Here is a 24,283-nt window from a genome sequence, read left to right as displayed (position 1 = left end):
TCTTTCTCCTCAATCCAGCCGGCGCTGGGTTTTCCAGGCCGTCAGGCCGATGAACACCACGGCGGAAGCAATCAGGAACAACAGATTGATCACCAGCACGGTGCCGACGTTACCCGCCAGGAACAGCGTTTGCAGCGTGCTGACGAAGTAGCGCGCCGGAATGATGTAGGTTACCGCGCGCACGATGGCCGGCATGCTGTCGATCTGGAAGATGAAGCCGGACAGCATGATCGACGGCAGGAAGGCGGCGTTCAGCGCCACCATCGCCGCATTGAACTGGTTGCGGGTTAGGGTGGAGATCAGCAGGCCCATGCCGAGGGTGCTGGCGAGGAACAGGCTGCTGATCAGCAGCAGGATCAGCAGCGAACCGCGATAGGGCACGCCGAGCACCCACACCGCCACCGCCATGCACAGCGCCATGGCGATCATACCGAGGAAGTAATATGGGATCAGCTTGGAGAGCAGCAGCTCGCTGCGCGTCACCTGGGTGGACAGCAGGGCTTCCATGGTGCCGCGCTCCCATTCGCGGGCGATCACCAGCGAGGTGAGGATGGCGCCGATCACCGTCATGATGATGGTGATGGCGCCGGGAATGATGTAGTGCCGGCTGATGGCCGCCGGGTTGAACCAGTAGCGCATCTGCACGTCAATCAGCGGCTTGTCGCTGCTCCCTCGATCGGCGGCGCGCTGCTGCTGCCAAACTTGCCATACGCCCTGGGCATAGCCCTGCACGAAGTTGGCGGTGTTCGGCTCGCTGCCGTCGGTGATCACCTGGACAGGGGCGCTGTCGTGCGGGCGCGCCATGCGCTGGTCGAAATCCACCGGGATCACCACCAGGCCGCGTATCGTGCCGGCCTGCATCTGCTGGATCAGCTGTTGGCGGTTGTCGCTGATGGTCGGTTCGATATAGGGCGAGCCGGCAAACGCCTGGGCCAGATCGCGCGCGTCTTCGCTCTGTTGCTCCATCAGAATGCCCAGATGCAGCTTGCTGGAGTCCAGGTTGATGCCGTAGCCGAAGATGAACAGCAGCATCAGCGGAATAACGAAGGCGATCAGGCCGCTGCTGGGATCGCGCAGTATCTGCCGCGTTTCCTTCAGGCACAGCGCGCGCAGTCGGCGCCAGGAGAAGCCGCCGTCGTCGATGGGGGTACGGTTATCGCTCACCGTGATTCCTCCTCGTCGTAGCCCTGAACCAGCTCGATAAACGCCTGCTCCATCGAGGGGTTAGGATTGTCGTCGCGCGCCACCTGCTGTTTGAGATCGTCCGGCGTGCCGGCGGCGATGATCTTGCCGCGATAGACCAGGCCGATGCGGTCGCAGTACTCCGCTTCGTCCATAAAGTGGGTGGTCACCATCACCGTGACGCCCTTGTCGACCATGCCGTTGATGTGCAGCCAGAACTCGCGCCGCGTCAGCGGATCGACGCCGGAAGTCGGTTCGTCGAGGAAGAGAATATCCGGTTCGTGCATCAGCGCGCAGGCCAGCGCCAGGCGCTGCTTGAAGCCGAGCGGCAGCGCGTCCGGCGTTTGATCGAGGATCGGCGCGAAGTTGAAGGCGTGGGACATCTCGTCGATTTTTTTGCGCTGCGCCTTGCCGCTCAGGCCGTAGACGCCGGAGAAGAACTTCAGGTTCTGCGCCACCGTCAGGTTGCCGTACAGCGAGAACTTTTGCGCCATGTAACCGAGGCGTTGGCGCGCTTTGCCGGAACTGGTTTTCAGATCCATGCCCAGCACCAGCGCCTTGCCGCCGGATGGCACCAGCAGGCCGCACATCATTTTGAAGGTGGTGGACTTGCCGGCGCCGTTCGGGCCGAGCAGGCCGAAAATTTCGCCGCGCCGCACCTGAAAATCGACGTGATCGGTGGCGGCGAAATCGCCGAATTTCTTGGTCAACTGAACCGCTTCGATCACCGTTTCACCGCTTGCGCCGTTGACGGTCGGCATGATCTCCGCCAGCGCCGAGCGATGGTTGGGGCCGCCGCCGAGCAGATCGATAAACGCATCCTCGAAGCGCGGATCCGCTTCGTTCAGTTCGGCGTCCGGCAGATCCAGCGCCTGCAGTAGCTGCCGGTGATCTTCGCCTTCTTTCAGGATCAGGCGCAGGTACTTGCCCTGGATCACGCCGTCGGTGACCGCCGGCAGGCAGATCGCCCGCTGCAGCAACGATCGATGGCTGCCGGGGGGCGCGGCGATCAACACCGTGCGCCCGGCCATACGGCGGGTCAGCGCCTGCGGCGCGCCGCTGAACAGCAGCTCGCCCTCGTTGAGCAGCAGCACTTCGCGGCACTGCTCGGCCTCATCGAGGTAAGAGGTGCTCCACAAGATCAACATGCCGTCGTTGGCCAGCTCGTGCACCATGCGCCACAGCTCGCGGCGCGAGATCGGATCGACGCCGACGCCCGGTTCATCCAGCAACAGCACCTGAGGTTCGCCCACCAGCGTGCAGGCCAGGCCGAGTTTCTGCTTCATGCCGCCGGACAGCTTGCCCGCCAGGCGCTCGGTGAAGCGAGTCAGATCGGTGAATTTCAGCAGCCGTTCGAAGGTCTGGCGGCGAAGATCGCCGGTGACGCCGCGCAGATCGGCGTACAGCGTCAGGTTCTCCATCACCGTCAGATCCTCATACAGCCCGAACTTCTGCGGCATATAGCCGAGGATCGCGTGCAGTTGACGATCCTGGGCGATCGGATCCAGCCCGGCGACCCGCAGCTTGCCGCTGCTGGGCTGCAGCAGCCCGGCCAGCATGCGCAGCAGGGTAGTTTTACCGGCGCCGTCCGGGCCGACCAGTCCGATGACCGCGCCGCTGCGCAGGGTGGTGGTCAGGCTGGCGACCGCCGGTTTCTCAAGCGACGGGAAGCGCTTCTCCAGCCCTTCCAGCTCAATGGTGTGCGCCTGTTCCATAGCCGGCCTCAGGGTTTGGCGAAGCGCAGGGTGACCGGCATGCCCTGGCGCAGCGCGTCGTCGGCGTCGGTGACGATCACCCGCAGGCGGTACACCAGATCGGTGCGCAGGTCCGGCGTTTCAACGCTTTTCGGCGTGAATTCCGCGGTCGGCGAGACGAAACCGATCTTGCCGTGGTAAGGCTTGTCGGGGCGGCCGTCGGTGTAGATCTCCAGTTCGGTGCCGGGCACCGCCTGGTTCAGGCTGGTTTCGTTGACGTAGGCGCGCACCCACACCGGCCGGGTCAGCGACAGGGTGAATACCGTGCCGCCGGCGCCGAGCATGGTGCCCGGCTCCACCGCGCGGGTCAGCACCGTGCCGGCGGAAGGGGAGATCAGCGTGGCGTCTTGCAGGTTCAACTGCGCCTGCGCCAGCGCCGCTTCGCTTTGCGCCACGTCGGCCTTGGCCTGTTCAATCTCTTGCGGGCGGTTGCCGCTGCGGTATTGCGACAGCTTGTCCTTCGCCGCCTGCAGGTTGGCCTGCGCCTGATTGCGGGCGGTGCGCGCATCCTCCAGCGCGTCGGCGGAGGTGGCGTTTTTCGCCCACAGCCCCTGCTGGCGTTTCAGGAAGCTGTCGGCATAGGTGAAGGCGGACTGGCGCTGCGCCATTTCTGACTGCACCTGGGCTATCTCTTCGCTACGGTAGCCGGCCTGCAGCAGCGACAGTTTGGCGCGCGCGCTGCCGACGTTGGCTTCGGCCTGCTGCAGCGCGTTGCGGTAGGGGGCATCGTCCAGCTTGCCAAGCAGCTGGCCCGGCTGAACGGTATCGCCTTCATCCACCGTCAGCGACGCCAGGCGCCCGTCGACGCGAAAGCCGAGGTTGACCGTGCGAATATCGACGTTGCCGTACAGCGTCAGCGGCCGATCCTGCTGCTGTTGGTAATGCCAAACCCCGTATGCGACGGCCGCGATCAGCAGAATTAACAACACGATCAAGGCACTGCGTTTTTTGTTCATAACACTCCCTGCCTGAATTTACGCGCCATGACGTTGGCGCAGCCCAGTAACCAGAATCTCAATATGTTCGCTCAGTACCGCCGCGATTTGCGCCGCTTCGCCCTCGCCAATGTCTTGCCAGCCGGCCTGACGGCGGATAGTTTCGCGCGCCACGCGGAACGACAGCACCTCGCCGATCAGCGCATGGGTATGCAATACGAGGCGGGGGGCGTGTTCGTCGATGCCGGTGGCGGCCGACAGCAGGCGGCACAGCCGCTCGTGCATCGGCGCGATCACCTGGCTGTGGATCAGCGGATAGGCCTCGGTCGGGGCGAGCTGTTCGCGCGACATGATTTTGCTCAGGTTCAGCGTGTGCGGTTGGGTCATCAGCTCGCTGAAGGCCAGCAGGCCACGTTGCAACAAGCGCAGCGCCGCGTCAGATGACCGTTGTGCGGCTGGTTCTTGCCGGAAGCGATCGACTTCCGCGACCAGCGGGGCGAACGCCTGCTGAATGAAATCGGCGAGCGACTGCGCCACGGCCAGGTACAGCCCCTCTTTGGAGCTGAAGTAGTAGGTGATGGCGGCGATATTCTGGCCGGCGCGCTGGGCGATGTCGCGCGTGGTGGCGCCTTCCAGGCCATATTCACCGAACAGTTCGGTTGCCGCGGCGAGCAGTTGCCGGCGCGTTTGCTCGCCGCGCGCCCGGCCGGCGGCCTGATGAGGGACGGAAGCTGGCATGGGTCACGCTCGAAGTTAATCAATCATATGATTAACTTTATGCCAGATTGTCTAAAACGCAACCGCTAACCACAATGAGTTATGTGATCGGCTTCAGACAATGCTGAATTTACGGCAGATTGTGCTCTAGGTGCGTAAAAGTGCTTTTTATTGCGCGACTTCTGTTACAATCGGCGCCTGGTGCACTGCAGTTTGTGCCAATCCCTCGTGGTCATGCTTAATGCCCCGTCTGATCATCCTCCCAGGAAACTGCACCGAACACCGTTAGGTTAGGGGGGATCTGGAGTTTTTCTCTTTATGTCATTTGAAACCCTCGGCTTAAGTGCTGAAATTGTGCGCGCTGTTGAAGAACAGGGCTATCGCGAACCGACGCCAATCCAGCGTCAGGCTATCCCTGTCGTGCTGGAAGGTCGTGACCTGATGGCCAGCGCCCAGACCGGCACCGGTAAAACCGCCGGTTTTACCCTGCCGCTGTTGCAGCTGCTGAGCAAGCATGACCATCCGGTCAAAGGCCGTCGCCCGGTGCGCGCGCTGATCCTGACGCCAACCCGTGAGCTGGCGGCGCAGATCGGCGAAAACGTCGAGGCCTACAGCAAACACCTGCGCCTGCGTTCGCTGGTGGTGTTTGGCGGCGTGAGCATCAACCCGCAGATGATGAAGCTGCGCGGCGGCGTCGATATCCTGGTGGCGACGCCGGGCCGTCTGCTGGATTTGGAACATCAGAACGCGGTTGACCTGTCCAAAATCGAAATTCTGGTGCTGGACGAAGCGGACCGCATGCTGGACATGGGCTTTATCCACGACATCCGTCGCGTGCTGGCCAAGCTGCCGGCCAAGCGCCAGAACCTGCTGTTTTCCGCAACCTTCTCCGACGACATCAAGGCGCTGGCCAACAAACTGCTGCATAACCCGGCCTCGGTGGAAGTGGCGCGCCGCAATACCGCGTCCGAGCAGATCGAGCAGAGCGTGCACTTCGTCGACAAGAAGCGTAAGCGGGAACTGCTGTCGCAGATGATCGGCGAAGGCGACTGGAAACAGGTGCTGGTCTTTACCCGCACCAAGCATGGCGCCAACCACCTGGCGGAACAGCTGAACAAAGACGGCATCACCGCTGCGGCGATCCACGGCAACAAGAGCCAGGGTGCCCGTACCCGTGCGCTGGCCGATTTTAAAGACGGCCGCATCCGCGTGCTGGTGGCGACCGACATTGCGGCGCGCGGTCTGGATATCGACCAGTTGCCGCACGTGGTGAACTACGAGCTGCCTAACGTGCCGGAAGACTACGTGCACCGCATCGGCCGCACCGGCCGCGCGGAGCGTACCGGCGAAGCCATCTCGCTGGTGTGCGTGGATGAACACAAGCTGCTGCGCGACATCGAGCGTCTGCTGAAGCGTGAAATTCCGCGCATTGCGCTGCCGGGCTACGAGCCGGATCCGACCATCAAGGCCGAGCCGATCATCAACGGCCGCCAGGGCGGCGGACGCGGCGCGCCGCGCGGCAACGGCGGTGGCCAGCGTTCCGGTAACGGCGGCGGTCAGCGCAGCGGTAACGCGAACGGCGGCCAGCGTGAAAACCGTGGCAACGGTAACGCTCGCCCGCAGGGGGACGGTCAACGCCGTTCCGGCGCGCCGGCCTCGCGTCGTCCACGTAGTCGCAAACCGGCCGAATAAGCCTGATTGCTCAAAGAGTAAGCCGCCGATACGGGCGGCTTTTTTTTTGCCTGGCGGAACGGCATTTTCGTACTAGGCTGGACGGTGGCTAACCCTACATTCCAGGAGACGGAGATGAAATTGAAGTGCGCAATTCTCGATGATTACCAGCAGGTGGCGCTCAAGATGGCGGACTGGTCGGCGCTGGCCGATCGGGTGGAGGTGTCCGCCATCAGCGCGCACTTTACCGATGAGACGGAGCTGGCGGTGCATCTGCAGGAGTGCGACATTCTGGTCATCATGCGCGAACGCACGCCGATGACTGCCTCGCTGCTGGCGCGGCTACCGAAGCTGAAGCTGCTGATCACCTCCGGCATGCGCAACGCGTCTATCGATTTGGCCGCCGCCGCCGAGCGCGGCGTGGTGGTATGCGGCACCAGCAGCGGATCGGCGGCGCCGATGGAGCTGACCTGGGCGCTGCTGCTCGGGTTGGCGAAGCATATCGTGCCGGAAAGCGTCGGGCTGCAAAACAACGGTCCGTGGCAACGGGATCTCGGCGTCACCCTGCAGGGCAAGACGCTGGGGCTGCTGGGGTTGGGCAAGATCGGCGGCCAAATGGCCAAGGTGGCACAGGCGTTCGGCATGCGGGTGCTGGCCTGGAGCCAGAACCTGACGGCGGAACGGGCGGCGCAGGAGGGCGCTTTGCTGGCGCCGTCCAAGCGGGCGCTGTTTGAGCAGAGCGATTTTGTCTCCATTCACCTGGTGCTGAGCGATCGCAGCCGCGGGTTGGTGGGGCGCGACGAATTGATGGCGATGAAGCCCACTGCTTACCTGATCAACACCGCGCGCGCGGGGATCGTCGATCGGGTGGCGCTGGTGGACGTGCTGCAACAGCGGAAGATTGCCGGCGCCGGGCTGGACGTGTTCGAGACGGAGCCGCTGCCGGCCGACGATGCATTCCGTCAATTGCCCAACGTGCTGGCGACGCCGCATGTGGGTTACGTGGCGGACGACAACTATCGCGCCTACTTCACCGAGGCGGTCGAGGACATAGCGGCGTTTCTCGCCGGTCAACCGATCCGTCGGCTGGGCTGATGGCGTTTTTAATGCCCGCAGAGGCTTGTCTGGCGCGGGCATTCACCCGTATCATTGCGGGTCTTTTTTTAGCTGGGATTGGTCATGCGCGTATTATTGGCTCCGATGGAGGGCGTTCTCGACTCTTTGGTGCGTGAGTTGCTCACCGAAGTGAACGACTACGATCTGTGCATCACCGAATTTTTGCGCGTGGTCGATCAGCTGCTGCCGGCCAAGTCGTTCTACCGGCTGTGCCCGGAGCTGCGTCACGCCAGCCGCACGCCGTCGGGCACGCAGGTGCGGGTACAGCTGCTGGGGCAGTACCCACAGTGGCTGGCGGAGAACGCCGCGCGTGCGGTAGAGCTGGGCTCTTACGGCGTCGATCTCAACTGCGGCTGCCCGTCCAAGCTGGTGAACGGCAGCGGCGGCGGGGCGACGCTGCTCAAAGATCCGGAATTGATCTACCAGGGCGCCAAGGCGATGCGCGCGGCGGTGCCGGCCCATCTGCCGGTCACGGTGAAGGTGCGTCTGGGCTGGGATTCCTCCAGTCGCAGCTTTGAAATCGCCGATGCGGTGCAGCAGGCGGGCGCCAGCGAACTGACGGTGCACGGCCGCACCAAAGAGGACGGTTACAAGGCGGATCGCATCAACTGGGCGGCGATCGGTGAGATCCGTCAGCGGCTGAGCATCCCGGTTGTCGCCAACGGCGAGATCTGGGATTACCAGAGCGCGCAGGATTGCCTGCAGGCGACCGGCTGTGACGCCATCATGCTGGGGCGCGGCGCGCTCAACGTGCCGAACCTGAGCCGGGTGGTGAAGTATAACGAACCGCGTATGCCCTGGCCGCAGGTGGTTGAGCTGCTGCAAAAATACGTCCATCTGGAAAAGCAGGGCGACACCGGTCTGTATCACGTGGCGCGCATCAAACAGTGGCTGGGCTATTTGCGTAAAGAATATGATGAAGCAACTGAACTGTTCAGCGAAATACGCGCGCTGACGACGTCAGGGGATATTGCGCGCGTCATCTGCCGCAGCTAAAAATAAACCCGCACGCGGCGGGTTTATTTAAATATGTATTATCAGGCGGCTTTATCAAGACGATTTAATTCTATCTCGATATCCTGAATGGTTTTTTCCAGCCCTTCCAGGCAGGCGCCCTGTTTATTCAACAGGTCGTTAATGGCTTCGGCGAACGCCTTATTTTTGCATTCCCCCTGATCGAAGGCCAGCCAGTGTGCGGAGAGCGTCTCGGTATTCGCCTGCGCATAGTGGCGCATTTCCTTCAGCTGGGAAGCGACGTTGCGTAAATTATCCAGCTGCGCCTGTGCGTTTGCATTGTTGCTCATGAATTTCTCCTTGAGTTGGCCGTTAAATAATTTCGAGTGCGGGATTAAGCTTACCCTATCCAAATAAAAATATCACCCTCGGTGGCCTTATTGGTTATTTTTTTATGAATGCGGATGTATTTATTTCTCGGCTGAACAAGGACTTGGGCGGAATTGTAAAAATAGATAAATACGGTTTTTTTTGGCAATTATTTCCGGTCATTCCATACGGAATGACCGTTATTCTAACGCTTAAGGGTGATGCTTATTATGCCGCGTCCGCCAGCATAAACATGCCGTAGGGATGAATTTCCAGATAATAGTGCTCGCCGACGTTCGGCTGCAGGCGGGTGGCGTTAACCTGCAGCAAAATCTGCTGCCCGTGCCATGCCACCGTCACCTCATACTGCGGCCCCATGTAGGCGACATGTTGGATCACGCAGCGCTGGCTTTCATCGCCATGCTCACTCAACGTGATCGCCTCCGGTCGCACGCCCACCGTGCCGGTGCCCTGGGCGGCAAAATGCGCAGGACGTGGCAGGCGATAGCCGCTGATATCGACATGATCGGCGCTGAAGTTGGCCGGGAACAGGTTAGCGTCCCCCATAAAGCTCGCCATAAAGCGCGAAGCGGGCTGCCGATAGAGATCCTGCGGCGAGCCCATCTGCATGATATGCCCTTTATTCATCACCAGTACGGTGTCGGAGACCGCGAAAGCCTCGCTCTGATCGTGGGTAACGTATAGCGAAGTGATATCAAACTGCTTTTGCAACTCGCGGATCTTTTCGCGCATGCTGCGGCGCAGGTTGGCGTCGAGGTTGCTCAACGGCTCGTCGAACAGCAGCACTTTCGGCTTGAGGATCAGCGCGCGCGCCAGCGCCACGCGCTGCTGTTGGCCGCCGGAGATCTGATCGACATAGCGATCGTCGAACCCCGCCAGATCCACCATCGCCAGCGCTTCCTGCACGCGCGCTTTCACTTCGGCGCGCGGAATGCCGAGCATCTTCAGCCCATAGCCGACGTTCTCCCCCAGCGACATATGCGGGAACAGGGCATAAGACTGAAACACCATGCAGATGTCACGCTGCTGGATGGAACGATGGGTAACGTCTTCACCATCAATGAATATCTGCCCGTCGCTCGGTTTCTCCAGCCCGGCGACCAGGCGCAAAATGGTGGTCTTGCCGCAGCCGGAAGGGCCGAGCAGCGTCACCATTTGCCCCCGTGGGATGGTGAGCGTGATGTTATCGATTACCGTGTTGCTGCCGAACCGTTTGGAGACGTTACGCAGTTCAACGAAATTTTTCTGGCTCATCATGGGCTCCATTACGCCTGGTTTTTGGCTTTTGAACGGGAGATGCGTGCCTCACCGATCAGCCAGTCAAAGAGGAAAATAATCGCCAGCATCACCACGATCAGAATTGAACCGTAGGCGATCGCCACGCCGTATTCGCCGTCTTCCACGCGGTTGAGGATGTAGGCGGTGGCCACGCGGGTATCGGGGGTGACCAGGAAGACGATGGCGCTGACGGTAGTGATGGCGCGCACGAAGCTGTAGATCAGCGCCGACAGGATCGCCGGGCGCAGCAGCGGCAGCAGGATGTGCGTGATGGTGCGCAGCGAGCCGGCGCGCAGGCTGAGCGAGGCTTCGTCCAGCGATTTGTCTATCTGGCCCAGCCCGGCGATCCCGGCGCGAATGCCCACCGGCACGTTGCGCATCACCATCGAGATAATCACGATGGCGGCCGTCCCGGTGAGGTACACCGGCGCGCTGTTAAAGGCGAGAATGTAAGAGACGCCCGCCACGGTGCCCGGCACCGCAAAGCACAGCATGGTGGTGAACTCGATGGTCTTTTTGCCCTTGAACTGCTGGCGCACCACGATCCAGGCGATCAGCAGGCCGAAGGCGGCGGTGATCGGCGCGGCGATCCCGGCGTACAGCAGCGTGTCGAGCAGCGAAGGCCACGCGCCGTCGCTCATGCCCTGGCCGAACAGCTTGATGAAGTTATCCAGCGTCAGCGTGTAATCCACCCCCCAGTTGACGGTGAAGCTGCCGTAGAAAATGCTGCCGTAGAGCAGGGCGTTAAAGGCTACCCACACCGCCAGCAACGCGATCACGCCCCACACCAGCGTGACCGGCAGCGGCTGTACGTCGCCGCGGTAGGATTTGCCTGACACGGTGACGTAGGAACGCTTGCCGATCCACAGGTACTGGATGCAGAACACCAGCAGCGAGAACAGCAGCAGGAAGGCGCCGAGAGTGCTGGCGGCCTGATAGTCGAGCTGCGAGCCGGTGATGTAGAAATAGATTTGCGTCGCCAGCACGTCGAAGTTGCCGCCGAGCACCAGCGGGTTGCTGAAGTCGGCCAGCGATTGCACCACCACGATCAGAAACGCGTTGGCCAGCGCCGGTTTCAGCAGCGGCACGAACACGCCGTTAAAGGTTTGCCAACGGCTGGCGCGCAGGGTGTAGGAGGCCTCTTCCAGCGAAGGATGAATGGTCTTGATCGCGCCGTCGAGGATCATGAACGCCATCGGCGTGAACGCCAGCACCTGCGCCAGCCAGATGCCGGTAAAACCGTACAGCCAGTTGGTGTTGGTCAGGCCGAACCAGGCCACCATCCACTCGGTGACGTAGCCGGAACGCCCCATCATCAGCGTGACGCCCAGGCCGACGACGAACGGCGGCGTGACGATGGGCAGGATGGAGAAGATGCGGCCGATAATGGCGCTGCGCTTGGCGATGCGGGTGGTGTAAATCGCCAGCACCAGGCCGAAGAAGGTGCAGCCGGCACCCACCGCGATCGACAGGGCGATGGAGTTGAGGATCACCTGAACGATATGCGCCTGCGACAGCACGTTCATAAACGCCAGCGGCGCGAATGCACCCGTCTGGTCGGTGAACATCGGAATGAAAATCGCGATGCTCGGCCAGACGATGAAGACGCCGATCAGCGCTACGATGGTGACCAGCGCACCGATAACGAAACGGTCGCCGCCCAGCCAGTCGAGGCGGGTCAGCGCTAGCGTCATGATGGCGCCCAGCGCGGTCAATTGCACCAGGGTGGCGTAGCCTAAGCCGCGTCCCGCCACCGTGGCGCTGACGACGATAAAGGCCATGCACAGCAGCGCCCAGCCGGCATCGAACGCGTGGCGACGCCGCTGCTCACGGCCCGCCGCAGCGTAAGGACGCAGCAGCAGCAGGCTCGGCAGCAGGCACCAAAGCCAGCTGATATTGCGGTGTGACCAGCCGTAGGCCGCGAGGATTTCATCGCTGGTGGATTCCAGCAGGCCGTAATCCAGGCTCCAGCTCGGCAGCAGGGCGAACGCCAGCCAGCCAAGCAAAACCCAAAGGAATATCGCATCTCGTTTTTTCACGAGATGGAGTGCATGTGTATGTGACATAAGTTTCCCGGATGTTCAGGCCGGGTAAGGCGTGAAGCTTACCCGGCAACAGGCGCAGAATGTGGGTTTATTTACCCATCTTGACTTCGCTGACCCATTTATTGATCAGCGCCTTGCGGACCTCGGTCGAGCCGTACTTGTCCATGTCGTAGTTGATCAGTTTCAGATCGTCGAGCTTCAGCGAGTTCGGCGAGGTATCGGCGGTGGTGTTGGTCAGGATCTGATAGGATTTGCCTTTCTTCCACGCCAGCTCCTGCGCCTCTTTCGACAGCACCCAGTCCACGAACAGTTTGGCGTTATCGAGGTTGCGCGCGCCTTTGAGGATGCTGACGCCGCCGATTTCGTAGCCGGTGCCTTCACACGGCGAGATCAGCTCAAGCGGCGCGCCCTGTTCTTTTTCGAGCGAGTAGTCATGCAGGAAACCGATGCCGATCGCCGTTTCACCGCGGGCGGCGTTGCGCGCCGGGGCAATGCCGGACTTGGTGTACTGCGAAACGTTGGCGTTCAGCTGCTTGAGGTAATCGAACGCCTGATCGTCTCCCCACAGTTGGGCAAAGGTCGCCAGCGCGGTGTAGGCGGTGCCGGAACTTTGCGGATCGGCGATTTGAATCTCGCCTTTGTATTCCGGTTTGGTCAGGTCTTTCCAGCACTTGGGCACCGGCAGGTTTTTCTCTTTCAGGCGCTGGGTATTGACGCCAAAGCCGAGAATGCCGACGTAGACCGCCGAGGAGTAGTTGCCTTTCAGCTTGGCTGGATCGCGGAATTGCGTCATGACTTGTTCGAGGTTGGGCGATTTGTACGGTTGCAGCAGCCCCATTTCACCGGCCTGGGATTGCGGATCGAGCGTGCCGCCGTACCAGACGTCCGCCTGCGGGTTCTTCTTCTCGGCGTCCACTTTTGCCAGCGTGCTGCCGGAACCGTTGCGGATAAACGCGGTTTTCACGTCATATTTCTCGCCGAAGGCTTTGGTTTCCGCTTCGCACATTTCATTGGTGGCGCTGCAGTAAACCACCAGGCGGCCCTTGGCGTGCGCGGCGCCGCTCAGCGTGGCCAACGCGATGCCGGATGCTATCAGGGTAGTGACCCACGTTTTTTTCATTGTTTTATCCTTCTCTCGGTAGAGGTGGTAACGCTCGCCATCAGCAGCGGCATCAGCAATAAACCCATAAGAACGGCGGCGATCGACAGCAAACTGAACATGCCTGACCAGCCATAGCCTTCGATAACCCGCGACAGCGGCCAGCCCGCCAGCGCCGCCCCCAGATAGGCGAACAGGCCGAGAAAGCCGGTGATGGAGCCCGCGGCGCCTTTGTGCCCGCATTCCACGGCGGCGAGGCCAATCAGCATCTGTGGGCCGAAGACAAAGAAGCCCACCGCGAAAAAACAGCCCGCCAGCAGCGCGTAGTGATGCACCGGCGCCAGCCACAGCGCGGCGACGGAAACCATCAGCCCGAGCGTGAACAGCAAAATCATCGGCGCGCGCTGCCCGCCGAACAGCACATCCGAACCCCAGCCGGCGAACAGCGCACCGAGCAGGCCGCCTATCTCGAACAGCATCACCGTCGCATTGGCGCTGAGCAGGTTGACGCCGTGGCTTTCCGTCAGCCACAGGTTGCCCCAGTCGTTCAACGCGATGCGGATCAGGTAGACCAGCACGTAAGAGACGCCGAGCAGCCAGATCATCGGGTTCTTCAGCATCGTGGTGCGCAACATCTGCCACAGCCCCATCGGCGGGCTTTGCTGTTCCTGGCGCAGCTCCAGCGGATCGTGGCGCCACTGGCCGACCGACGGCAGGCCTTCTTCCTGCGGCGTGCCTGTCAGCTGCCGCGTGAGCCAGATGCCCAGTACCATGCTGACGGCCCCCGGGATCAACATCGCCGCCTGCCAGCCCCAGCGCTGGGCGGCGAAGGCGCTGATCAACGGCACGATCGCGCCGCCGAGGTTGATCGACATATTCCAGCAGCCCCACCAGAAGCCACGCTCATTGCGCGAATACCAGTGGGTCAGCAGCCGCGCGCAGGGCGGCCAGCCCCAGCCCTGAAAGAAGCCGTTCAGCGCCCAGACCGCCAGCAGCAGCGTCAGCGATTCGCCGAAGGCGAACGCCACGTTCAGCAAACCGGTGGCGAACAGGCCGATCCCCATAAACCCGCGCTGCCCATGGCCGTCGTGCCACAACCCGGCGGCGAATTTCGACAGGCCGTAGCTCAGATAAAACAGCGAGCCGAGCAGGCCAATGTCCCCTTTATCCAGCCCCAAATCCGTTTGCAGCGCCGGCAGCACGTAATTCACGCTTTTGCGCGTCAGGTAAAAGGCGGCGTACCCGATGACCATATACAGCAGCAGTCGCGGGCGCAGCGCGCGGTAACGATGATCGATTTCAGATGCCGAGCGTGCTTGCATAGCCGCCTCCCTGGTGCTGACTATAAGAAGGTGAAAGGGAAAGGGGATGAGAGAAAGTCCGGAGTGGCTAAGACTTTTTCCTAGTTAGTCGGCGGTTTGTTGCAAATTTGTGGGCAGGTTAACAATTACCCGGGTGCCGCGCTGCGTTTCCAGCGTCAGTTCGCCGCCGAGTGCGCTGACCCGTTCGCGCATCCCCTGAATGCCGAAGCCAGGCTCCTTGTCCGCACGGATGCCGATGCCGTTGTCCCGCACCTCGAGGTGCAAAAGCTCACCCTGTTGATACAAGACGATGGCGACTTCGCTGGCTTCGGCGTGTTTGCACACGTTGTTGAGCAGCTCTTGCAGCAGCCGGTAGAGGGTGAAGCGCACCGTCTCGCCGGCGGGCGTGTCGATGAGTCGGTAGTCGAAATGGCAACGGATGCCCCGTTCGCTAAAGGCGAATTCATTCAGCAGGTGGTGAAGCGCGTCTTTGAACGCCAGCTCGTCCAGCGCGGGCGGGCGAAGCTGGCGCAGCAGCTGGCGCGTGGAGTGATGAATGCGCCGGGCGAGATCGGCTATCTGGTTCGCGGCGGCCTGGGTTTGCGCCGGATCGCGCGCCCGCTTGACCAGCTGCGACTGGATTTGAATCGCGGTGATGTTCTGGCCGATTTCATCGTGCAGCTCGCGCGCCAGGTTTTTTCGCGTGTCTTCTTCGGTGTGGATCAGTTTTTCGGTCAGCGCCCGCCGCGCCGCCAGCTCTTCTTCCAGGCGTCGGCGATAATGGTGCAGGTTTTGCGCCAGGTGTTGCTGGCGGCTGATGGCGATGCCCAGGCCGATGCCGAGCAGCGCCTGCGTCGCCAGAAAGATTTCCAGCTCGACCAGATTGCCGAACCCCACGCCGACCTGCCGGGCGAGGGTGATCATCATGCTGCCGAGCAGGCCGGACAACACGCCGCCCTGCCAACCGAACTTCCACGCCATCACCACGTTCGGCAAAAACACCACGATCAGCAGCAGGCGCTCGATTTCCGGCGATAGCACCATCTGCGTACCGATGCCGATAACGAAAAACAGGCTGCACCAGATGATTAAGGAGGCGCGCAGCGGCGGATTGGTGGTGTCCAGCCCCAGCAGGTGGTAACGGTGCTGTTGGCGCAGAAATTCAAAGATCAGGTAGACGAACGGGGTCAGCAAAACGCCGCCGGTAAACGACGCCAGGCCGAGCAACATCGCCGGGCTGTGCGCGAAAGGCGACAGCAGGGCGGTATTGAGCAGCGAGGCGGCGGTCACGGTAGCCAGCAGCAGCGTCAGCCGCTGCCAGTAGAGCGGAAAACGGCGCCAGAATCGCTGCGCGAGCGCGGCCGGGAGCAGGGTGATGAACGGCGCGGCCAGCAGGCCGTAGCCGCTCAGCAGGCGTTCGCCGTGCAGCCAGAACAGCAGCAGCACCGGCGGTATTATCAGAGCGGGCCAATAGCTGCGCGCCAGCAAGATCAGCAGCGCGAGATAGACGCCGTGAGACAGAAACAGCGCTGCCTGATTGCCGTTGTGGGTCAGATAGAAGCCGAGCGTCCACAGCATCAGCCAGCCACTGCCCCAGGCCAACAGGATAAACAGCGAGATAACCCAGCGCCGTGAGCGGAGTGACATCAATGCCCCGCCAGCAGCTGATGTTCGAGGGCGAAATGCACCAGCTCAATGGTGCTGTTGCACTGCAGCTTGCCCAGGACGTTGGCGCGATGTACGTGTACCGTTTTATGGCTGAGATCGAGCTTGAAAGCGATCTCCTTTACGCTATCACCTCTGACCAGCAGATCGAATATTTCACGCTCGCGCGGGGTCAGCACTTCCAGCGCCGTGGCCGGCTGCTCGCCGCCGCGCAGCGCCCGCAGCGCGTCGGCGCACAGGTAATGGCCGCCCATCTCGACGGAGCGCACCGCCTGCACCAGTTCTTCCGGCCCGCAGCGTTTGGTCAGATAGCCGCTGGCGCCGGCGTCCAGCGCACTCTGCACGAAGGTGGGTGAGTCATAGATGCTGAGGATGATTGCGCGGAACTGCGGCTTCTGCGCCCGCAGGCGTTTCAACAGGCTCAGGCCGTTTTCATCCGGCATGGCGATGTCCATCACCGCGACGCTGACGTCGTCGCGCAGCAATGCCGGCCAGGCCGCCGCCGCGCTGCTGTATTGCCCCACCACGTCGATATCGTCCTCGAGGCTGAGCAATTGCGCAAAGCCGGAGCGCACCACCACATGGTCATCCACCAGTATCACACGGATCATTTTCGCACTCTGTTGCCGAATCATGACCCTATGATGCCTGCCGCCGCGGTGCTGGCAATCAGCCAAGCGCGGTTATGCAATCGATGTAACAGAATCGTAATAAAAGGGCGCCACCGGCGTCGTCAACGATCCAAATCGATGGCGAAATGCTGCCACAGCGCGGCGCGGCGTTCCTCTTCCGAATGCAGCGTCGTTTCGTGGCGCTGGTGATCTTCGGTCACGATCAGCTTCATGTCGCTGAGGGTCACCCGGCCGTGCTCCGTCGGCCGTGAGCACACCAGGCGTTGGGTGAAATGCGACTGCGGCGAAGTGCTGTGGAAGTGGCACATCTCGTCGAACTCAGGCAATTCACGCGGCTGAACGGTAAAGCGATACAGGGTTTTGGCATGCGAGCGTTGGTCGCCGTTGCGGCGCTCCAGCAGGTAATACTCACCTTCCTGCTCCAGGTGGAAGGTGCCGCTGGCCTGCGGTTGCGGCTCGGCGGCGACGATTTTGAGCGGCGTCAGGAAGGAATCGCCGAAACCGACATCCACCAGCCAGGCCTGGCCCGCCAGATCCACCCGCAGCGCCAGATGGTCGTAGGGCGGGCCGAAATGGCCGTCGCGCGCGCGGATCTCGCCGGAGATGAAGCTCACCTTGAAACCGATCTCCCGCAGCAGCAGGGCGAACAGCGTGTTCAGCTCATAGCAGAAACCGCCGCGGTTACGCTCGACCACCTTGCTGAACAGCGTTTCGGGCGCCAGCTGAATGCCCTGATGATAAATAATGCTCAGGTTCTCGAACGGGACGCTCAGCATGTGGCGATGGTGCAGCTGTTGCAACGTGGGGAGGTCAGGGCGGGCGGTGCCGGCAAAGCCGATATGCTGCAGGTAGCGTTGGGTATCCACAGGGTGTCTCGCATGAGAAAAAGTAGGCATAAAATAGCGGGCTTTGCGGCGTTTGTGAGCGCATTACGTGCTGCGCTGTCGCTGCTGCCGCAAACTGTCACTTGCCGGCGCTAGCCTGTTCCCCTGAGTTCAACGTTGCAGGAGAACGGCTATGCAAGATTTCAAACATCGGGTGGCGCTGGTGACCGGCGCGTCCACCGGCATTGGCGAAGCGATCGCCGGCGAGCTGTTTCGGCGCGGCGCCACGGTGGTGATGACCGGCCGCCACGCAGTGCCTCTCGCCGCCGCCGCCGCGCGGCTCGATCCCGACGGCCGACGGGTGATGACGTTGCGGATGGACGTGCGCGATGCGCCGTCGGTGCGGCAGGGTATTGAAGAGATCGTGCGGCGCTGCGGCGCGCTGCATCTACTGGTCAACAACGCCGGGATCACCGGCCCGCACGAGGTGGATATCGATCGGTACGCGGTCGACGATTGGCACGAGGTGATCGCCACCTGCCTGAGCGGCACGTTTTTCGGCATGAAGTACGGCCTGCCGGCGATCGTCGCCGGCGGCGGCGGGGCGGTGGTGAACCTCTCTTCCGCCAACGGCGTGGTGGGCATTGCCGGGATCGCACCTTATACCGCCGCCAAGCATGGCGTGCTGGGCCTGACACGCTCGGCGGCGCTGGAATTCGCCACGCGCGGCGTGCGCGTTAATGCCGTCGGGCCGGGCTATGTGGATACGCCAGCGATGGGGAAACTGCCAGCGTCGGCGCGGGCGCAGATGGCCGCTTCGCACCCGATGGGGAGGATGGCGACGCGGGAAGAGGTGGCGAAAACGGTGGCTTTCCTGCTTTCGGACGACAGCAGTTTCACCACCGGCGCGTTTTACAGCATCGACGGCGGTTATACCGCGCGCTGAGCCAGCGCCTGCAGCCAACGGAGAAACGCCGCTGCGCCGGGTTTTTCCAGCGTGCGCGGCGGGTAAACTACGTAGTAGGGTTTGCTGAGCCGCAGCGCCGGTTCGGCCAGGGTGACCAGCTGGCCTTCCGCCAGTTCACGGGCGATCAGCCGCCGCTGGCCGAGCAGCACCCCGCGCCCTTGCACGGCGGCGTCGATGGCCAGCGAGGTCAGGTTATAGGTTAGCCCGCGCCGCGGCGGCGGCGGCCGATCGGCGGCGGTGAACCACTCGTGCCAGCCCGGCAAAAACTGGCTCTCCTTGCCCCAGTCGACGTGGATCAGCGGCAGCTGCGTCCAGTCGCCGCACTCGCGCAGCGCCGGGCTGCACACCGGCTGCACCCAATCCTGAAACAGCTGCACCTTTTCCAGCAGCGGGTAATCCTGATCGCCGAAGCACAGGGCGAAATCCGCCGCCGAATGGGCGAAATCGACCGCCGCATGGGTGGCGTGCAGCCGCAAATCGCCGTCGGGGCACTGCGCCAGCCAGTCGCCCAGCGCCGGATTCAGCCATTTAGACGCCAGCGCCGGCAGGGCGAACACCGTCAGCGCCTGTTTGCCGCGCTGGCGTTCGACGTGCTGCTGCGCCACGCGCAGCGTTTCGAACGCCTCCTGCACGTAGGCCAGGTAGTCCGCGCCCTGTTCGGTCAGCGTGACGCCGCTTTTGGCGCGAATGAACAGCGTGATGCCCAGATGCTGTTCGAGCTGGCGGATTTGCTGGCTGACGGCGGCGGCGGTCAGCGCCAGCACATCCGCCGCACGGGCCAGGCTGCCGGTGCGAGCGGCGGTTTCGAACGCCAGAATGGCGCTCAGCTTGGGCAGGCGAGCACGGGACGGTGGCGGCATGGGCAGGACTATCGCTAAGAATTCGTTAGCTTATCCATAACGTATTTTTGTTATGGCGGCAATGCGCCATTCGCTACAGTGAGAAGCATCCGGCTATCGCACACGAGGGGAACGTCATGCCGCAACTTGCCGATATTATCGATCTGTCCGTCCATCCCATCGACGACGCCGCATTCCGCGCCCGTTGCAGGCAAACGCTGGCGCGCGCCGGCGCGCTGGTGCTGCCGGGATTTCTGCGCCCCGCCGCGCTGGCGACGGTAAGGCTGGAAGGTGCCGAACAGCACCACGCGGCGTTTTACGCCAGCAGCAAACACAACGTGTATCTACGGCCGCAGGACGACGCGCTGCCGGCCGACCATGCGCGCAACCGGCTGGTGGTGTCATCCAAGGGCTGCATTACCGACGAGGATATCCCATCGCAGTCGCCGCTGCGTGCGCTGTACGATGCTCCGGCGTTTCGCGAGTTTCTCTGCGCGGTGTTGGATGAGGCGCAGCTGTATCCCTACGCCGATCGGCTGTCGTCGATCAACCTGCATTACGCCCACACCGGTCAGGAGCTGGGCTGGCATTTTGACAACTCCTCGTTCGCCATCACGCTGCTGATCCAGAAACCGCAGGGGGGCGGCCGTTTCGAATACGTGGAGAACCTGCGCGACGCCGACCGCGGCGAGATGAACTATGCCGGGGTCACGCAGGTGCTGGACGGTGAGCGGGCGGTCAAACAGCTGGCGATGGAGGAGGGGGATTTAGTGCTGTTTCGCGGGCGCAACGCCATGCACCGGGTGACGCCGACCGAAGGCGACACCACGCGCATGCTGGTGGTGTTGGCCTACAATGCGCAGCCGGATGTCATGCTGTCGGAAAGCGCCAGAATGACGTTTTACGGCCGGTTATAGCGGATAAAAAAACCGCCCCGGAGGGCGGTTTGTCGATTCAGTGCGGGTTCTGCTCTTCGTGAGCCTGCTGCTCCCGCTTCACTTCCTGCGCGCGCTTGCGCAGGCCGAACCAGCCCAGCGTCAGCAGCACCGCCAGCACCGGAATGGTGGCGATGGTCCAGGTGCCGTTCGGGTAATCGAACGCCATCATCACCACGACGACCAGCAGGAACGCCAGCGTCAGCCAGGAGGTGAACGGCGCGCCCGGCATTCTGAACGATACCGGCTGCGCACGGCCTTCGCGCACGGCTTTGCGCAGGCGCATCTGGCAAACGATGATAAACGCCCAGGAGGCGATGATGCCCAGCGAAGCGATGTTTAGCACGATCTCGAAAACCCGCGACGGCACCAGGTAGTTGAGCACCACGCCGATCACGTAGATGCCGCAGGTAACCAGGATGCCGGCGTAAGGCACCTGCTGGCTGCTCATTTTAGCCATCAGCTTCGGCGCGGAGCCGCCCATCGCCAGTGAACGCAGGATGCGGCCGGTGGAATAGAGGCCGGAGTTGAGGCTGGACAGCGCGGCGGTCAACACCACGATGTTCATGATGGTGCCGATGTAAGGCACGCCCAGCTTGCTGAAGAAGGTCACGAACGGGCTTTGGCCGGCCTGATAGGCGTTCCACGGCAGCAGCAGCACTAGCAGCACCACGGAGCCGACGTAGAACAGACCGATACGCCAGATCACGCTGTTGATCGCTTTGGGCATCATTTTAGCCGGATCTTTACACTCGCCGGCGGCGGTGCCGATAAGCTCGATGCCGGCGAAGGCGAAGATCACCCCTTGCACCAGCACCAGCGCCGGCAGCAGGCCGTGCGGGAACATGCCGCCGTTTTCGGTGATCAGGTGCATGCCGGTGGTGTGGCCGGCGACCGGGGTGCCGGTGCCGAGGAAGACGACGCCGACAATCAGGAACAGCGCGATGGCGACGACCTTGATCAGCGCAAACCAGAACTCCATCTCGGCGAACCACTTCACGCCGATCATGTTCATGGTGGCGACGATACCGAGCGCGCCGAGGGCGAACAGCCACTGCGGCACGTCGGCAAAGGTGCCCCAGTAGTGCATGTACAGCGCCACTGCGGTGATGTCGACGATACCGGTCATCGCCCAGTTGAGGAAATACATCCAGCCGGCGACGTAAGAGGCTTTCTCACCGAGAAACTCGCGGGCGTAAGAAACGAAGCTGCCGCTGGAAGGGCGATGCAGCACCAGTTCGCCCAGCGCGCGCAGGATGAAGAAAGAGAAGATCCCGCACACCAGATAGACCAGCGCCAGCGCCGGCCCGGCCAGTTCGAGACGGCCGCCGGTACCGAGGAACAAACCGGTGCCGATCGAACCGCCGATGGCGATCATTTGGATCTGCCGGTTGCCCATGCTTTTGTGATAACCGGATTCATGAGAGTCTAGCCAGCGTCTTCTGGCGGCGTGTTTGTCATCCGCCGACTTTTTTTGTGAGTGCATTATCCGTCCTGTTTACCTGTCTATGATGAACTCCGCCCTGAGCTGCAGAGCAAACGATTGCCATCAGCAATCGTAATGAGAATGAGGTCGTGGCATCATTCCGCTGTTTATTGTGTATACAGCCGCCGTTAAATAACGGCGTGGCATGCTACCGTTTCCCGATAAATGTGGCAAAAAAACCTGCGTACAAAGTGTGAACAATGGTGTGTATTTTTTAAACTGAAAACAAAAGCGCATATTATTCAGTAAGATGAGTCTCATTATCAACACGGAAATATCGAACGATAAAAGTGATTGAAATCACAGAATAATAATTACCGCGCAAATTAAATGGATTTTGAGGTTATTTCGCGTGAGGGGGGAAAGCGGGCGGAAAATAAAACGATGGTGCCTGCGCGGTAATGAGCGTGCGCAGGCGAATCGGACGAGGGGGAGGCTTAGGCGGATTCACCGGCCGGCAGAGCCGAAGCCGGCAGGCCGAACAGCTTGTCGAACGCCCAGTTAAACAGGAAGGTGTAGCAAGGAATGATGACGATCAGCGCCATATCCAGTAGCAGCGCCTGCCACAGCGTGATGCCCATCCACCAGGCGATCAGCGGGATCAGATACACCACCAGCGTCAGCTGAAAGCCGACGGCGTGCAAAATGCGGCGTTTGAGCGTGCGGGTGCGCGACACCTGGCGGCTTTCCCACCACTCGAATACATAGTTGTAAATAAAGTTCCAGCTTACCGCTATGGTGGTGATCACCACCGCCAGCGGCCCGGTGCTGCTTGGCGCATGGCCCGATAGCAGCGCCAGCCCCAGCGCCGAGATCGCCATGCCGATGATTTCATAAGCGGTGACATACACCAGTTTGCGTTTGACGCCTTGCATCGTTTTCTCCCGAATCTGTTTTTAGTTGCCTCTGTGGCGACGGCGGCTAAGATAACGTCAATCACATTGATAGAAAAAGTCAGGAGCTGTCAGTTAATCTGACAGATTGGACGATGAATTTTTCCAGCGACAACATCGAACTGTTTTTGGCGGTGCTCGACCGCGGCTCGTTTTCCGCCGCCGCCCGCGCGTTGCGGCGCGTGCCGTCCGCCGTCAGCATGGGCATCGCCAACATGGAGGCGGAGCTCGGTTTTGCCTTGTTTGACCGTTCTCACCGTGAACCGACGCCGACCGCGCTGGCACTGGCTCTGGCGCCGCACGCCCGCCTGATCGCCGGGCAGCTCAAGCAGCTGCAGGTGCACGCCATCGAACTGTCCCAGGGGCTGGAGAGCCGGCTTTCGATCGGCGTGGCGTCGGATATCAACGGCGCCGGCCTGCTGGCGGCGGTGAAAACGCTGTCGCAGCGTTATCCGCTGCTGAACATCGAAGTGCTCAGCGCACCGCAGGACGACGTGCTGCACATGCTGCATCAGGAGCGCGTCGGCGTTTGTCTGGCGTTCGGCGGGCTGAACATCAACAGCGCGGAACAGTTCCACTTCGTCGGCGCGGAATCGCTGGTGGCGATGCTGTCGCCGCAGCATCCGGCGCTGGACGGCGCGGCGGGTGAGCTGTTTCTCGAAGATCTGGTCAACGTGCGGCAGATCATGGTGGCCAGCCGCGATCTGCCGATCGGCGATCTGCGTCCGCAGGTGGCGGAGGCGTATTGGCGCACCGACAGCCTGCCGATGGCGCTAAACATGGTGGAGGCGGGGCTGGGGTGGGGCAATTTCCCGCTGTCGCTGGCCGAGCCGCTGTTGGCGCAGGGGCGGCTGGTGCGGCTGAAATTCAAAAATACCAAGAACGAGCTGCGCTTGCCGATGCATTTGATCTGGCTGAAGAACCGCCCGTTGGACAAGGCGGCGCGCGAACTGGTCGAGCTGATGCGCGCGGCGCCGCAGGAAAGCTGATGCCAGGCGCGCTGGCTTATTCCGCGTGGCGTTTGCGCCACCAGAAGCGCACCAGCAGGATGGTGGCGATCGCCAGCGCGACAAACAGCAGGCTGGAGAGTTTTTTGTCGAAGCCGGTAACGAAACTTTCGATCGCCTGGCCGCCGAAATAGCCGAGCATGACGAAGATTGTCGCCCACAGAATGGCGCCGAGGAGGTTGAGCGGCACAAAGCGCGACGGCGGCAAGCGGCTGGCGCCGATCAGCACCGGGCCGATGATGCGGAAACCGTACATAAAGCGCACCCCGATAACGAACAGCATCGGGTGGCGAGCGATCAGCCTTCTGGCGCGCTCGATGCGTTTTTCCTGCCCCTTGAGCCGCGCGATGACCCGGCCTTCGAACCGGCGGCCGGTGAAGTACAGCAACTGATCCCCCAGCGTGCCGCCGAGCGCCACCACGGCTATCACCCACGGCCAGTGCAGCAGCCCTTCGTGGGCGGCGATGCCGCCCAGCAGCGTAATGGTTTCTCCCTCAGCCAGGCAGCCGATAAACAACGCCCAGTAACCGTAGTCCGTAATGTAGTGGGCCAAATCGGTCATTCCTTACTCCTTATGTGACTGACGCATAAGG

Annotated in this window: 22 protein-coding genes; 6 read left to right on the top strand and 16 right to left on the bottom strand. The window is 61.9% G+C overall.

The window, feature by feature from the left end; translation table 11 throughout:
• Positions 1-9: 9 nt before the first annotated feature.
• From QMZ29_RS14765 to QMZ29_RS14750, 4 genes are read right to left on the bottom strand one after another with little or no spacing between them, the layout of a single operon-like run.
• Positions 10-1,164, bottom strand: a complete 1,155-nt coding sequence (locus tag QMZ29_RS14765) for an ABC transporter permease (protein WP_261424268.1) — start codon at positions 1,162-1,164, stop codon at positions 10-12.
• Positions 1,161-2,897, bottom strand: a complete 1,737-nt coding sequence (locus QMZ29_RS14760; RefSeq protein ID WP_261424266.1) for an ATP-binding cassette domain-containing protein — start codon at positions 2,895-2,897, stop codon at positions 1,161-1,163. The genes QMZ29_RS14765 and QMZ29_RS14760 overlap by 4 nt, the downstream gene beginning before the upstream one ends.
• 8 nt (positions 2,898-2,905) lie before the next feature.
• Positions 2,906-3,892 (bottom strand): secretion protein HlyD, encoded by a 987-nt coding sequence (gene hlyD / locus QMZ29_RS14755; protein WP_049203804.1) that lies wholly within the window; start codon positions 3,890-3,892, stop codon positions 2,906-2,908.
• Between the two features lie 18 nt (positions 3,893-3,910).
• Positions 3,911-4,609, bottom strand: a complete 699-nt coding sequence (locus QMZ29_RS14750; RefSeq protein ID WP_060432619.1) for a CerR family C-terminal domain-containing protein — start codon at positions 4,607-4,609, stop codon at positions 3,911-3,913.
• Positions 4,610-4,906: 297 nt separating this feature from the next.
• On the opposite strand from QMZ29_RS14750, the gene rhlE reads away from it, so the two are divergent.
• The 3 genes from rhlE (at position 4,907) to dusC (ending at position 8,371) form a co-directional block, all read left to right on the top strand.
• Positions 4,907-6,280 carry an ATP-dependent RNA helicase RhlE gene (gene rhlE, locus QMZ29_RS14745; protein ID WP_060432620.1) on the top strand — a complete coding sequence of 458 codons (1,374 nt, stop codon included), beginning with the start codon at positions 4,907-4,909 and terminating at the stop codon, positions 6,278-6,280.
• Positions 6,281-6,394: 114 nt separating this feature from the next.
• Entirely contained in the window at positions 6,395-7,354 is a 960-nt protein-coding gene (locus QMZ29_RS14740; RefSeq protein ID WP_060432621.1) for a D-2-hydroxyacid dehydrogenase family protein, read from the top strand.
• 84 nt (positions 7,355-7,438) lie between these two features.
• Positions 7,439-8,371 (top strand): tRNA dihydrouridine(16) synthase DusC, encoded by a 933-nt coding sequence (gene dusC, locus QMZ29_RS14735; protein WP_025301934.1) that lies wholly within the window; start codon positions 7,439-7,441, stop codon positions 8,369-8,371.
• Positions 8,372-8,412: 41 nt separating this feature from the next.
• Here dusC and QMZ29_RS14730 read toward each other — a convergent pair whose 3' ends face one another.
• The 8 genes from QMZ29_RS14730 to QMZ29_RS14695 form a co-directional block, all read right to left on the bottom strand.
• Positions 8,413-8,679 (bottom strand): hypothetical protein, encoded by a 267-nt coding sequence (locus QMZ29_RS14730; protein ID WP_004939738.1) that lies wholly within the window; start codon positions 8,677-8,679, stop codon positions 8,413-8,415.
• 247 nt (positions 8,680-8,926) lie between these two features.
• The gene (gene fbpC / locus QMZ29_RS14725; RefSeq protein ID WP_025301935.1) at positions 8,927-9,973 is read right to left on the bottom strand and encodes a ferric ABC transporter ATP-binding protein; all 1,047 of its coding nucleotides are present in this window, start codon (positions 9,971-9,973) and stop codon (positions 8,927-8,929) included.
• 11 nt (positions 9,974-9,984) lie between these two features.
• The gene (locus tag QMZ29_RS14720; RefSeq protein ID WP_147822925.1) at positions 9,985-12,063 is read right to left on the bottom strand and encodes an ABC transporter permease; all 2,079 of its coding nucleotides are present in this window, start codon (positions 12,061-12,063) and stop codon (positions 9,985-9,987) included.
• Between the two features lie 67 nt (positions 12,064-12,130).
• Positions 12,131-13,162 (bottom strand): ABC transporter substrate-binding protein, encoded by a 1,032-nt coding sequence (locus QMZ29_RS14715; protein ID WP_043136733.1) that lies wholly within the window; start codon positions 13,160-13,162, stop codon positions 12,131-12,133.
• Positions 13,159-14,487, bottom strand: coding sequence for an MFS transporter family glucose-6-phosphate receptor UhpC (uhpC, locus tag QMZ29_RS14710; protein WP_227257841.1), 1,329 nt, complete (start codon positions 14,485-14,487; stop codon positions 13,159-13,161). The genes QMZ29_RS14715 and uhpC overlap by 4 nt, the downstream gene beginning before the upstream one ends.
• A gap of 60 nt (positions 14,488-14,547) precedes the next feature.
• Positions 14,548-16,089 (bottom strand): MASE1 domain-containing sensor histidine kinase, encoded by a 1,542-nt coding sequence (locus QMZ29_RS14705; RefSeq protein WP_060432624.1) that lies wholly within the window; start codon positions 16,087-16,089, stop codon positions 14,548-14,550.
• Positions 16,089-16,718, bottom strand: a complete 630-nt coding sequence (locus QMZ29_RS14700) for a response regulator transcription factor (RefSeq protein WP_049203928.1) — start codon at positions 16,716-16,718, stop codon at positions 16,089-16,091. Before QMZ29_RS14700 ends, QMZ29_RS14705 begins: the two co-directional genes overlap by 1 nt.
• Before the next feature lie 122 nt (positions 16,719-16,840).
• Positions 16,841-17,605, bottom strand: a complete 765-nt coding sequence (locus tag QMZ29_RS14695) for an arylamine N-acetyltransferase family protein (protein WP_261424254.1) — start codon at positions 17,603-17,605, stop codon at positions 16,841-16,843.
• A 151-nt stretch (positions 17,606-17,756) separates the two neighbouring features.
• On the opposite strand from QMZ29_RS14695, the gene QMZ29_RS14690 reads away from it, so the two are divergent.
• On the top strand, positions 17,757-18,509 hold the full coding sequence (locus QMZ29_RS14690) for an SDR family NAD(P)-dependent oxidoreductase (protein WP_060447604.1): 753 nt from the start codon (positions 17,757-17,759) through the stop codon (positions 18,507-18,509).
• Here QMZ29_RS14690 and QMZ29_RS14685 read toward each other — a convergent pair.
• Positions 18,494-19,390, bottom strand: coding sequence for a LysR substrate-binding domain-containing protein (locus tag QMZ29_RS14685; protein WP_261424251.1), 897 nt, complete (start codon positions 19,388-19,390; stop codon positions 18,494-18,496). The two genes, QMZ29_RS14690 and QMZ29_RS14685, sit on opposite strands and share 16 nt — an antisense overlap.
• Positions 19,391-19,506: 116 nt before the next feature.
• On the opposite strand from QMZ29_RS14685, the gene QMZ29_RS14680 reads away from it, so the two are divergent.
• Positions 19,507-20,286, top strand: a complete 780-nt coding sequence (locus QMZ29_RS14680; protein WP_060432627.1) for a HalD/BesD family halogenase — start codon at positions 19,507-19,509, stop codon at positions 20,284-20,286.
• Between the two features lie 37 nt (positions 20,287-20,323).
• Here the strand turns inward: QMZ29_RS14680 and ansP are convergent, their stop codons facing one another.
• Together ansP and QMZ29_RS14670 are read right to left on the bottom strand one after the other, a co-directional pair.
• Positions 20,324-21,790, bottom strand: a complete 1,467-nt coding sequence (gene ansP / locus QMZ29_RS14675; protein ID WP_025301945.1) for an L-asparagine permease — start codon at positions 21,788-21,790, stop codon at positions 20,324-20,326.
• A gap of 437 nt (positions 21,791-22,227) precedes the next feature.
• A complete protein-coding gene (locus QMZ29_RS14670; RefSeq protein ID WP_141970261.1) occupies positions 22,228-22,665 on the bottom strand; it encodes a PACE efflux transporter in 438 nt (145 codons plus the stop codon).
• Between the two features lie 113 nt (positions 22,666-22,778).
• On the opposite strand from QMZ29_RS14670, the gene QMZ29_RS14665 reads away from it, so the two are divergent.
• Positions 22,779-23,672 (top strand): LysR family transcriptional regulator, encoded by an 894-nt coding sequence (locus QMZ29_RS14665; protein ID WP_202669115.1) that lies wholly within the window; start codon positions 22,779-22,781, stop codon positions 23,670-23,672.
• Between the two features lie 16 nt (positions 23,673-23,688).
• On the opposite strand, the gene QMZ29_RS14660 is transcribed toward QMZ29_RS14665, so the two are convergent.
• Positions 23,689-24,252 (bottom strand): DedA family protein, encoded by a 564-nt coding sequence (locus QMZ29_RS14660; RefSeq protein WP_202669116.1) that lies wholly within the window; start codon positions 24,250-24,252, stop codon positions 23,689-23,691.
• Positions 24,253-24,283 lie beyond the last annotated feature (31 nt).

The sequence above is a fragment of the Serratia sp. PF-27 genome, assembly GCF_030053255.1.
In the GTDB taxonomy this organism is placed as follows: domain Bacteria; phylum Pseudomonadota; class Gammaproteobacteria; order Enterobacterales; family Enterobacteriaceae; genus Serratia; species Serratia bockelmannii.
Note: the sequence above shows the minus strand (reverse complement) of the source record. Positions and strands in the feature narration are given on the sequence as shown.